A 12,121-nucleotide genomic window follows, 5' to 3' on the forward strand; every position below is an offset into this window, starting at 1 on the left:
TTTGTTTTTAAGGGTTTACAGCATTTTGTAAAAACTGATATAAATCATAGTTTACGCCCTCGCCTTCAGATAATTTTACACATTATAAAACTGAATGGAATGAGAAATGTATTATTGCCCACTGACTTTTCAGAGAATGCTTGGAATGCTACCAAGTATGCTATTGAATTGTTCAAGGATGAGGAATGTGTTTTTCATTTGCTCAATACATATACACCTGCTATTGTAAGTAGCAGATTCATGGCAACCAACGTAGGGCATGTTCAGGAAAGTGCCGTTCGTGATAATTCGGAACGTGGGTTGGAAGAATTGGTGGCTATGATCAAAAAACACTATAACTATCCAAAGCATAATTATAAAACCATATCCTCATTTAGCCTTTTGGTTGATGAAATAAAGGATATAGTTGAAAGCGTGGGAATCGATATTATAATAACGGGAACCAAAGGTGCTTCTGGTTTGGATGAGGTGTTTATGGGTAGTAATACCGTTCGTATCATAAAATCCGTGAAGAATTGCCCGGTTTTGGCGATTCCGCAATATTTCGATTATGTCAGCCCTACCGAAATCGCTTTTGCAACCGATTTCAATAGGTTTTACTCCCTTTCAGAACTGCAACCGATAATAGATTTGGCCAAAGCTTTTAAAGCGGTTATTCGTATAGTCCATGTGCAGTATGAGATTAAGGCTTTGACCGAGATTCAGATGTTCAATCTTAATATGTTACGAAAGTACCTTAATGAAGTTGAGCATTACGTGCATACGGTTTCCGAGCTCAATTCGGTTTCCAAAACATTGGATGTATTCACCAAAGAACTGGATATCCATTTATTGGCGATGCTTAACTATCAGCATAGTTATATGGAGAAGATGACGCGCGAAGCGGTTGTGAAACGCATGGCTTTCCATACGCAGATACCTTTATTGGTTATTCCGGAACTAGGAATGAACATGCCTGCAAAATCTTCAATGAACAGAAAAAATGCAGTAATGGATTAATTGGATTCACCTATTGGGTGGTCCTCATAAAAATCCTTGAATGTTTTTTTGGTGGTGTAATTGTCCGTTAAAACCTTATAAACCATATAAACGACCATTGATTGGCCCAATACGGTAACGTAAAAAACCCAATTGAAAGAGAAATTCATAGCGGCCATTATCGTTACGATGACTAGGGTTATGGTGGTGTTGGCCACCCAGAACATTGCGGAGTTTTTCATGTTTTTATTTACAAAATACGAAAAAAGGGTTTTTCTTTGGGTTAAGAAAAACTAAAAAGAGGCCTTTTTTGTCTTTTATTTGGTTGTAGGTTTATATTTTATCCATAAAATTTCATATTTCTGACAGATTTTGTAACGGAATTAAACACGGGTATTATTCTCGATTAGGAATGCTTAATTTTGCATAAAAAAGCATGAATATTCCTAAGACAGAGAAGAAAAGGGTGGTGGTGATCGGAGGTGGTTTTGCCGGAATTTCATTGGCCAAACGATTAAAGGACCTCGATGTTCAATTGGTGCTGATCGATAAACAGAACTACCACACTTTCCAACCTTTGTTGTATCAAGTGTCCACTAGTGGTTTAGAACCGGATTCAATTGCCTATCCCTTGCGTAAGGTGCTGAAAAAGTTGAATAATTTTTACTTCAGGTGGGCTACGGTAACCCATGTTGATCCAAAGAAGCAGATAGTGTTTACCACAAAAGGAAGCCTTTCCTATGATTATTTGGTCATGGCAACCGGTACTAAGACCAATTATTTTGGCAATGCCGATATTGAGAAATATGCCATGCCCATGAAGAATATTCCGCAGGCACTGAATATCCGTAGTCTAATGCTCCAGAATTTTGAAAAGGCAGATGATTGCACCGATAGTGAGGAGCGTAAGGCGTTATTGAATTTTTGTATTATAGGGGCCGGACCCACAGGTGTGGAGCTTGCTGGGGCTTTTGCCGAACTTAAGAATAATGTTTTTCCTAAGGATTATCGACATTTGAACATGGCAGAAATGCAAATTCATTTATATGAAGGCGGTGGACGCGTTTTGCCTCCCATGAGCTCTAAAGCTTCTGATAAAGCATTACGGTTTTTACAAAAGTTGGGGGTAAATGTGCATTTGAATACCATTGTTCAAGATTATGATGGTGAAACCTTAACCTTGAACAACAAGGAAACCATAGCAACCAAGAACTGTATTTGGACCGCAGGGGTTACAGGTGCCGCAATCGAAGGATTCGGGAATGACGCACTTGTCGATCGCGTGAATAGGTATAAGGTAAATGAATTCAACCAAGTTGAAGGGTATACGAATATTTTCGCCATAGGTGATATAGCATTGATGCAAACAAAGGAATATCCCAAAGGACATCCGCAAGTTGCACAACCTGCCATTCAACAAGGAGAACTTTTGGCCAAAAACCTTAGGGGCCTTCTTACGGGCAATAAAATGAAACCATTTAACTATTATGACAAGGGTACAATGGCCACGGTAGGTAGGAATAAGGCGGTGGTGGATTTGAAAAAGGCGAAATTCGGTGGGTTCTTGGCTTGGTATATTTGGATGTTCGTACATTTAATGGCACTGGTCGGCTTCCGAAATAGGGTAATCGTTTTTTTCAACTGGATGTACAATTACATTAATTTTGATAAAGCTGCCCGTTTGATCGTTAGACCATTTACGCCAAAAGAATAGCTTATCGAATTGTCTGCTTCTGTAAGAGGAATTTGAAAAACCTTTGTATATTTGCCATGTTGTGTTGAGCTTCGATTTTGGTCGGGGCTATGGTGAAAATGCCTTTTGGCATAAACCAATGAAAGGCTTTCCTATACTGGGAGGCTTTTTTTATGCCCTAATGTGAATAATAAAGTCCTTTTGTATATTGGGTGCCAAACTTGTAAAATTGCCGTCGTATTTTCTTCACTAGATGGATTATCGTATTTTTAAGAGGTACAATTAAATCGTGTAACTATGCCTTTATACCATAAATTGGGAAAAATACCGCCAAAGCGACATACCATTTTTAAAAAGGCCGATGGTTCTTTGCATTATGAGCAGCTCTTCGGCACTATTGGGTTCGATGGCATGTCGTCACTGCTCTATCATTTGTACCGCCCTACAATGGTCAAAGAAGTTAAATCCGCGAAGGATGTCTCCCCAAAAGCGGCAGTGACACATAATATAAAGTCGAGATTGTTGAAAGGATTCCAAGTTAGGCCGGAAGAGGATTACCTGGAAAGTAGAAAGATAGTACTTTTCAATTCCGATGTGAATGTTGCCCTGGCCGCACCTAAGAAATCGATGATCGATTATTTTTATAAAAATGCAGATGCGGATGAACTGTTGTTCGTTCATCAAGGTTCCGGTACTTTAAAGACATTTCTAGGTGAGATAAAATTTGAATATGGTGATTATCTACTGATTCCAAGGGGAATGATCTATCAGGTGGAATTTGATTCGGAAGACAACAGGTTATTGGTGACCGAGTCGTACAGTCCCATTTATACCCCGAAGAGATATCGAAATTGGTTTGGGCAGCATTTAGAACATTCACCATATTGTGAACGCGATTTTAAATTGCCCCAAAATTTACAGACCCATGATGAAAAGGGTGGGTTTGTAATGAAAATAAAAAAGCAGGGGCATTTACATGAGCTTGTATATGCTTCCCATCCTTTTGATGTTGTTGGTTGGGATGGTTATAATTTCCCATACGGTTTTTCAATCCATAATTTTGAACCGATTACAGGAAGGGTTCACCAACCGCCACCGGTGCATCAGACTTTTGAAACAAATGCCTTTGTGGTCTGTTCCTTTGTACCGCGTTTGTATGACTATCATCCAAAAGCCATTCCGGCCCCTTACAATCATTCCAACATAGATTCTGATGAGGTTCTGTACTATGTTGATGGGGACTTTATGAGTAGAAAAAATATTGATAAAGGATATATATCGTTACATCCGGCCGGCATTCCCCATGGCCCACACCCGGGCACTTATGAAGCAAGTATCGGTAAGGCCAAAACGGAAGAATTGGCTGTTATGATAGATACCTTTAAGCCTTTACAGCTTACACAGGCCGCATTGGATATTGATGATGGAAACTACTATAGGTCCTGGATGGAGTAAGGTCTAAACCATCGGTTGTTTTTTGGGGTAAATAAATAAACCATTGGGATTTTGAGGTTTATCGGAGCTTTACAAGTACAATTATTCTATTTTTTTCGACTATTTGTGATTTTGGTTAAAACTTATTCAAATCTTGCTTTTTACAAGGTAAGAATTGTTTAAAAACCAATTATCTTTGTCATTTTGGTTTTGCATTTATTTTTCGAGTGAAATTTTTTTGTGAATATTTAATGTTGCACTGTAAAGTAAGTTGCATAAAATTTATAGTTGTAAAAGCTGTAGGGATACATTCCCTTTCTAGAATTTCGTTCAGATGAACGGTTTAAATTAAAACACCAATGACGAATAATATACTTATTGAAAATCAATATAACCGGACAAGTTTATTTGAAAAAGAGAATGTGAATTATCTGGTTCGCGTTTTAAAAAGATTCAATACGGTACCCAAAATAAACAATATTAATATCATTACCTCTACCCGTGAGCCAAATGTATTTAAGATTGTACCCAATAAGTCTATTGTCATTGGTTCCTTGTTTTTGGAAAAGCCGGTTCTTGCATTGGTTTATTTGCGATATGGTATAGAGTGGCAACTTTGGTACAAGGCCTTAAGTGGGGAAAAACAGGATACTGTTTTGTGTGATGTGGCTGCGTTGGAGGTTACTAAGATATTCTATAGGCTATTACCAAAAGATGACAAGGAAAAACTAAAATCCCTTGATTATTTTTTAATCGATCTTATAAAAAGTGAACAAGTTTATGATGCTGAAGAAATATTAAAGAACGAAGCATTACAGGCTTTTCATGGCTTAAAGAACCCGAACAATAAATTTAAGGACTCTTGGAAGCCTATAATCGAAAATTTAGCGAAGCCGACTGAGTATCTGTTGATGGATGGGGGAGACCTTCGGTTGAATATAGACGAAATCGATCTGTTGAACAAATATGGTTGCAGACCCTTTCCAAGGCCAGAAGCGTTTACATTTGCCTCTTCAACGGCAACGAGCGTTTCAAATTATGCTTTTGATAAAACGGACAAGGTTAGGAGTATACTTATTAGGAACAGTCTAAGAAATGGGTTTGAAAAAACCACCATCGAGTTTTCCGAATTATTGAAAAATAATCTTAGGAAAGTATTTAAATTATATGATGGGTGCGAAATTATATTCTCACCATCAGGCACCGATTCCGCATTGCAGATTGCTGCCATTACCCAAATTGTTTCCCAGAATGACATTACCCACGTCTTGGTTGCTTCCGATGAAACGGGAAGTGGTGTGCCGGCAGCATTGAAAGGATGCCATTTTGAGAATACCACTGCTTTGAACCATCCGGTTAAAAAAGGCGATAAGATCGAAGGCTTTAGGGATGTTGATGTAATCAAGATCACTTTCAGGGATGATAAAGGAGCGTTGAAATCGACCAAACAATTAGACGACGAGGTTTTCAATGCCATTTCCAAAACAAATGACCTAGGCCGGCATGTTGTATTGCATACCATGGATCAATCTAAGTTGGGTTATCAGTCCCCAAGTGATGAATTGATCCAAAAACTGAATAAGCTTAAAAAATTGTCCATGCAGATAATCGTTGATGGTTCACAGCTTCGGTTAGATCCCAAAGACGTTAAAAATTATTTGAAAAAGGGCTATATAGTAACCATTACGGGTAGTAAGTATTTTACAGGCCCTCCTTATTCCGGAGCATTGATATTGCCTAAAAGTGTAGGTGAGTTAGTGCAATCGGTTAAAAATAAATTACCTGAAGGTTTAACCGAATATTATAATCATTCTGATTGGCCAACTTCGTGGTTCTGTTCCAATGACCTTCCGGGAGGTTATAATTATGGCTCCTATATGCGTTGGAATGCTGCCATGGTTGAAATGGACAGATACTATAGAACACCGATCCTTTATCGAAATATGGGTGTAGAGATGTTCTGTAATTTCGTTGAGGATTCAATAAATGACGCCAGCTTTTTAGAACCTATTTATGGGAATGAGGCAAAAACGAATAGTTATAATAGTGAAGAATTCGGGATTCGGAATATCCGTACCATTTTCCCCTTTTTCATTCTTAAGGACAACGAGGTGTTATCTGTTGATAAAGTAAAGAAACTATATACCCTGTTGAATTCTGATTTATCTGATCAATTTCAAGATTCTTCTTTGGAAACTATTAGGCTTGCCGGTCAAAAATGCCATATAGGACAAGCGGTTAATGTAAAATATGGCAATGATATCGAAAGTGCCGTATTAAGGATCAGTCTAGGGGCAAGGGTAATTTCCGAAAGTTGGGTCAATAGGGATATTAGCCTTTATTTTAGGAATATAGAAACTCAAATGAGCCAAATCACCGTTATTATAAAGAAAATCGAATTGATTCTGAATAGTCCCGAATTGTTGGGTTGAGCAATTGCCAAGCCAGGACATTTTACGGCTTTTGGTTTTGATTTTGTAAAGATCTAGAATGGTCAGCTAAGGTATTGTTCGGTTAAAAATTGCTATAAACTTTAGTGGGGCTTTTGCACCCTGGGCGATTGGGTTTTCGTACCTTTAATCCAATAATCGAATTAAGGGTTTTCACGATTGTTCTGATTGTGTTTATGATTACCGGAAAGGTTTGTTTTCTTGGATTAAACATGGAAAAATGGTCAATGCATTTCATTTCTTTTGAAAAAAAATCAAGGATGCGCCGTTCTGATTGATTAGGCTTTAAATCTTTGTTTTTTGTTGCCATATTTCTGATTTGAAATTGTCCCGACCTTCCTGGATCTACCTGTTTTGGGTATTACTTCATTTGCATATTGACGGTATTAAATAAAAGGGCTTTCAGTAAGCGGCCCAAATCTTTTGGTGGCTTATTCGTTCGGTTCTTTTTAAATGAGGTGCATTCAAAACTATTATTACATAAAATAGTACATTATGAATAGAAGAAAATTTTTCAGGAACGGATCTCTTTTTGCACTTGGCTCCTCCTTACTTAGTCCTTTTGATCTAAAGGCAACGACCTTGGATCCTGATGCTATAAACAGGAACAAAAAAGCAAAGAATATAATTGTTTTGGTGAGTGACGGTATGAGTACCGGAACATTGAACATGGCCGATTTATACCTTTCAAGAAAAACGGGAAAGGGAAGTAATTGGCTTCAATTATATAAAGATAACAGGGTTAACCGGGCTTTGATGGATATGGCTTCCGCAAGTTCCATCGTAACCGATTCAGCCGCTGCTAGTTCTTCTTGGGGAAGTGGTTTCAGGATAAACAATGGTGGACTCAATATCGGCACCAAAGGCGAAACTTACGTTCCAATTTGGCAAAAATTCAAAAAGGCCGGTAAAATGGCAGGTTGCGTTACCACCGTACCTATTACCCATGCAACACCTGCCGGATTTTGTGTAAACAGCAAAAGCAGGAACGATCAAGAGGGAATTGCCGAAAAGTATTTAAGGCTGAAATTCGACATTATGATGGGTGGGGGAAATAATTATTTTTCTTCAGAGTATCGAAAGGATAAGGTAGATATGTACCGAAAATTTGAGGCACAAGGCTATCAGGTGGTCAAAAATAGGAGCGAGATGTTGAAGGCAACCTTAGACAAACCGATTTTAGGTGTTTTTAATAATGATGGACTTCCCTATACCATTGATAGAAATAACAATAAGGAATTGACTGAAAAAATTCCGACTTTGGCCGAAATGACCCAAAAAGCCATTGACCGCATGAAAAACCATGAAGAAGGTTTTGTACTTCAGGTAGAGGCAGGTAAAGTGGATTGGGCGGCACACGGTAATGATATTGCTGGTCTAATATATGACCAAACTGCACATGACGAAGCCGTAAAGGTGGCGATAGATTTTGCTGAAAAAGATGAGAATACACTGGTTATAATTACAACCGACCATGGAAATGCAAATCCGGGTGTTATCTATGGTAAAAAGGCCAACAAGCAATTTGACAGTATACAGGAATATAAACACACTAATGAGTGGATTTTAAATGGCTTTGGAAAGGAGACTTCGGTATCCCAGATAAAACAAAGAATTGAATACGCCAATAACATTGCCCTAACGACTGAAGAAGCCAATGTTCTTTTAAGTTATTACAACAGCATTAATACTGAAAAAGGATTATATAACCCCAAACAACTGCCATTTCATGAATTGGCGCAAATTCAAAAACAACACAATTCCGTTGGCTGGATCAGTATGAACCATTCTGCCGATTATGTAGAGCTTGCAATGTTCGGTCCCGGAAGTGATTTGTTGAAACCATTTATTAAGAATACGGACTTGCATTATTTAATGTTGGAGGCTGCTGAAGTAGAGAACAACTTCTGATATGTGTCTTATTAATCAAAGAAGGGTTTTTGCTGATAATAAGTCACTTTATATCATTGATCGTAACTACTTCTTTTAATATGGGTAGTATGTCCCTTCTATTGATAGAATTGTCGCTGTTTTGATGTTCTTAATGGTCAGAAAGAAAAGGACGGGGTCAAAATAGAAAAGAGGGTGGATTAAAAAGGAATTCCAAATACGATAAATTCCGATTTATTGTGTTAAATAAAAACCTTGGATAGTGATTGGAAGATTGGATAATTACGTTCTAGTTTTTTCAAGGGAATGTTGTACTAGGTACTTGTTATATGGTTAAAAAGTAAGGACATCCAACCATTTTAAAACTAATAGGAGTACAAAGGTAATACCGGTACTGAGATAAATCGCGCCTTGCCAATAATAGGTTCTTGCGGTCCAATTTTTCCACATCTTCTTTCCATATTCTTTTTTGAAGTAGCCACGAGTAGTTTTCCAAATCAGAAAATTAGTAATTAAAAAAACCAATATGGCTATAATGAACCCGAAATTTTCCATCCATCACATTTTTTACTGTTCATACTCCTAATCCGAAGTCCCAATGGGTCTCAATATTTATGATGTGTTTGTTAACAGACCAAGTTGATGATCGTTTTACTTTTTCACATCTTAATAAAGATAATGATTTTGATTTAAGGGTTGAAATAAAAATAAGGAAGGCTTTACCTTTGAATAGAGTTCATCCGGGCAATAGAGCTTATTAAAAATAGCCGATTAGCCTAGATGCATTTAAATGCCCAAAAAACGTTTTTGGGTACTTGAGCTTCGAAGGTATGGGATTCTTTGGAGCCAGAGACTTCATAAGTTAATTTCCATGCATGAAGACAAATAGATAGGGGGAAGTATTCTTGATCTGAACCATATTTTGCATCTCCGATGATAGGCAGACCAATATTCGCCAATTGGGCCCTTATTTGATGGAATCGACCGGTTTTTGGTTTTATTTCTAAAAGATAACCAAAATCATTTTTGCCCATTACTTGATAGGAAAGCATACAGCTTAAGGAGTCTTTTGATTTTATCCGCACGATTTCCGCTCTTTTTTCTTTGGTGTTTTTTACGAGAAAGTCCACAAGGTTCCCCTTGTTTTTTGCTGGCTTGTTTTTAACAATCGCTAAATAAGTTTTTTGGACTTTGCGGCTACTGAATAGGTTGTTGAAATCTACTAGGATGCTTTTTTTCTTTGCCAGAATCAATACGCCACTTGTTACGCGATCCAATCTATGTATTATGCCGATATAAGGTTTCCGCTTTTGTTTTAAAAGGTGATTGAAAACTTGGGTCTCAACCGTAACGGTTTCGTAAGGACTTTTTTCACTTATAAGACCGGCAGTTTTGTTTACGACAATATAATCGTTGTTTTCATGTATCACTTCAAGCTTAGGCATTCGCAATTATATTTTCAAATTTCAAAATAGTGTAATTACATTCAAGACTTTAAGGTGCAATCGGGTCGGTGAAGTTTTAATGACTTGAAATTAAGATTGGTCTACACATTAGCTTCTCTTCTTTTTCGATTTGTGTTTTCTTTTTCGACGGGAATGACTTGCGGGAATAGCATTATCAAAAGTGTTTTTAACGCTGGTAGGCTTAATGCTTTTCCATGACTTATTTTCTTTTTCAGGCACTAAAACATCGACAAGGTCTTTTCTGCCCAATTTATTCAAGGTATTTCTAATCCAATCTTTATTACTTTTTTTATACCAAAAGAAGAAACGATGTTGTTCGTCTTTTTCTTTTTTGGATTTTGGTGTTTTTGTAGGCTTTAAAGTATAGGGATGGTAACCACTATAGTAAATAACCGTTGCAACGGTCATTGGGGTGGGAGTGAAGCCTTGTACTTGCTCTAACTGAAACCCCATATCCTTAGTTTCAGCCGCTAGATTCGCCATATCTTCGACTTCGCAAGCAGGATGATTCGAAATAAAATATGGAATCAACTGAAGCTTCAGGTTCTTCTTTACGTTGATTTTATCAAAACGCTCTTTGAACTTGTGAAAATATTCGAAAGAAGGTTTGCGCATCAATTTCAAAACGGGATCGGAAGTGTGTTCCGGAGCTACTTTTAAACGCCCGGAAATATGTTTGGTCATAACTTCTTCCGTGTAATCATCTAATTCTTTAGGGTCGGCATTCTTATTGAATTCCGGCACCAACATATCATGGCGAATGCCACTGCCGATAAATGATTTTTTTACCTTCGGGTGCTTGTCTACGGCTTGGTATAGTTTGGTCAACGGTTTATGCGACGTATCCAAGTTGCTACATATTACAGGTGAAATACAAGAAGGTGCAACACATTTGTCGCATATGGATTGTATCTTCCCTTTCATCTTGTACATATTGGCTGAAGGACCTCCAATATCTGATAGATAGCCTTTGAAATCTGGCATGTTGGCCACTTTGTCAACTTCCCTTAATACAGATTCTTCACTACGACTTGCGATAAATTTTCCTTGATGTGCCGAAATTGTACAAAAACTACATCCTCCAAAACAACCACGATGGATGTTTATGGAAAACTTGATCATTTCAAACGCAGGAATCGGGCCGCGTTTATTGTATTTTGGATGAGGTAAACGGGTGTAGGGCAAATCGAAAGAAGCATCAATTTCCTTTTCCAACATCGTAGGAAATGGGGGGTTTATCACCAATGTCCTATCTTTTATCCCTTGAAAAATCCGTCTTGCTTTTAGTTTATTGGATTCTTGCTCAATGATTTTAAAATTGGAGGCGAACTTTTTCTTGTTCTCCAAGCAAACATCATGCGAATGGATCTCAACATCGTCCCAGTTTTTATTCTTTGGAATGGTCTCATCCTTACGTACTAAAAAAGCGGTTTGTTTTACGGTTCTTAAGCTTGAAAAAGGTACTCCCTTTTGAAGTAGTTTAACAACCTCCCTCAAAGGTTGTTCCCCCATACCATAAACCAATAGATCTGCTCTTGAGGTTTCAAGGATACTTGGCATTAGTTTGTCACTCCAATAATCGTAATGCGTTACACGACGCAGTGAAGCTTCTATACCCCCTATTAAAACCGGGACATCAGGAAATTTATCCTTTAAAATATTTGTATACACCGTTGTGGCGTAATCCGGTCTAAATCCTTTATCGCCATTTGGTGTATAGGCATCTTTATCCCTGCGTTTTTTACTCGCCGTATAATTACTCACCATGGGGTCCATACAGCCACCGGTAACACCGAAAAATAATTTTGGCGTTCCTAATTTTGTAAAATCCTGAAGATCATCGTTCACATTGGGTTGCGGAACGATGGCCACTTTTAATCCATAACTTTCTAAAATACGACCAATAACTGCAGGTCCAAAGGAAGGATGATCTACATAAGCGTCCCCACTAAATAGAATCACATCCAATTCTTCCCAACCTCGAATTTTAACTTCTTTGTTCGTTGTCGGCAGCCAATCTGAAAGTTTATTGATTTGCATATATCTGCAAATATATGGTTAAATTATTTTTGCAACTGAACAATAAGGTCTTTGAGGGCAACAGATTAGCTAGATTGAAGCCTTAAAGAAACTTTTGAAAATTACTTAAGTGCAATAAAGATCGTATTTTCTTCTTTAGAAATAAAGCCGTAAATAGTTGCTGCAAACCA

The 12,121-nt window shown here is 37.7% G+C and carries 8 protein-coding genes; 5 read left to right on the forward strand and 3 right to left on the reverse strand.

Features of this window, described 5'->3' with window-relative positions:
- Nucleotides 1-99: 99 nt before the first annotated feature.
- Nucleotides 100-999 carry a universal stress protein gene (locus R3X28_RS13315; protein WP_154364294.1) on the forward strand — a complete coding sequence of 300 codons (900 nt, stop codon included), beginning with the start codon at nucleotides 100-102 and terminating at the stop codon, nucleotides 997-999.
- Here the strand turns inward: R3X28_RS13315 and R3X28_RS13320 are convergent.
- Nucleotides 996-1,220: a hypothetical protein gene (locus R3X28_RS13320; RefSeq protein WP_154364280.1), complete on the reverse strand. Its 225-nt coding sequence runs from the start codon at nucleotides 1,218-1,220 to the stop codon at nucleotides 996-998. The genes R3X28_RS13315 and R3X28_RS13320 overlap by 4 nt on opposite strands.
- Before the next feature lie 194 nt (nucleotides 1,221-1,414).
- Here R3X28_RS13320 and R3X28_RS13325 point away from each other — a divergent pair, with 194 nt between their 5' ends.
- The 4 genes from R3X28_RS13325 (at nucleotide 1,415) to R3X28_RS13340 (ending at nucleotide 8,466) form a co-directional block, all read left to right on the forward strand.
- Nucleotides 1,415-2,692, forward strand: coding sequence for an NAD(P)/FAD-dependent oxidoreductase (locus R3X28_RS13325; RefSeq protein WP_317664885.1), 1,278 nt, complete (start codon nucleotides 1,415-1,417; stop codon nucleotides 2,690-2,692).
- 276 nt (nucleotides 2,693-2,968) lie between these two features.
- The gene (locus R3X28_RS13330) at nucleotides 2,969-4,126 is read left to right on the forward strand and encodes a homogentisate 1,2-dioxygenase (RefSeq protein ID WP_317664887.1); all 1,158 of its coding nucleotides are present in this window, start codon (nucleotides 2,969-2,971) and stop codon (nucleotides 4,124-4,126) included.
- 338 nt (nucleotides 4,127-4,464) lie between these two features.
- Nucleotides 4,465-6,537: a hypothetical protein gene (locus R3X28_RS13335; protein WP_317664889.1), complete on the forward strand. Its 2,073-nt coding sequence runs from the start codon at nucleotides 4,465-4,467 to the stop codon at nucleotides 6,535-6,537.
- A gap of 513 nt (nucleotides 6,538-7,050) precedes the next feature.
- Nucleotides 7,051-8,466, forward strand: a complete 1,416-nt coding sequence (locus R3X28_RS13340; RefSeq protein ID WP_317664891.1) for an alkaline phosphatase — start codon at nucleotides 7,051-7,053, stop codon at nucleotides 8,464-8,466.
- Nucleotides 8,467-9,221: 755 nt separating this feature from the next.
- On the opposite strand, the gene R3X28_RS13345 is transcribed toward R3X28_RS13340, so the two are convergent.
- Nucleotides 9,222-9,890, reverse strand: coding sequence for an RNA pseudouridine synthase (locus R3X28_RS13345; RefSeq protein ID WP_317664893.1), 669 nt, complete (start codon nucleotides 9,888-9,890; stop codon nucleotides 9,222-9,224).
- 108 nt (nucleotides 9,891-9,998) lie between these two features.
- Complete coding sequence (locus tag R3X28_RS13350; RefSeq protein ID WP_317664895.1) at nucleotides 9,999-11,951, reverse strand: YgiQ family radical SAM protein; 1,953 nt, start codon at nucleotides 11,949-11,951, stop codon at nucleotides 9,999-10,001.
- Nucleotides 11,952-12,121: the final 170 nt, after the last annotated feature.

Source organism: Maribacter sp. TH_r10 (genome assembly GCF_033101095.1).
GTDB classification, from domain to species: domain Bacteria; phylum Bacteroidota; class Bacteroidia; order Flavobacteriales; family Flavobacteriaceae; genus Maribacter_A; species Maribacter_A luteus.

Bases quoted from the DNA above. Each gene is read 5' to 3' on its own strand.
- R3X28_RS13315 (WP_154364294.1), top strand. From the start codon at position 100: ATGAGAAATGTATTATTGCCCACTGACTTTTCAGAGAATGCTTGGAAT.
- R3X28_RS13320 (WP_154364280.1), bottom strand. From the start codon at position 1,220: ATGAAAAACTCCGCAATGTTCTGGGTGGCCAACACCACCATAACCCTA.
- R3X28_RS13325 (WP_317664885.1), top strand. From the start codon at position 1,415: ATGAATATTCCTAAGACAGAGAAGAAAAGGGTGGTGGTGATCGGAGGT.
- R3X28_RS13330 (WP_317664887.1), top strand. From the start codon at position 2,969: ATGCCTTTATACCATAAATTGGGAAAAATACCGCCAAAGCGACATACC.
- R3X28_RS13335 (WP_317664889.1), top strand. From the start codon at position 4,465: ATGACGAATAATATACTTATTGAAAATCAATATAACCGGACAAGTTTA.
- R3X28_RS13340 (WP_317664891.1), top strand. From the start codon at position 7,051: ATGAATAGAAGAAAATTTTTCAGGAACGGATCTCTTTTTGCACTTGGC.
- R3X28_RS13345 (WP_317664893.1), bottom strand. From the start codon at position 9,890: ATGCCTAAGCTTGAAGTGATACATGAAAACAACGATTATATTGTCGTA.
- R3X28_RS13350 (WP_317664895.1), bottom strand. From the start codon at position 11,951: ATGCAAATCAATAAACTTTCAGATTGGCTGCCGACAACGAACAAAGAA.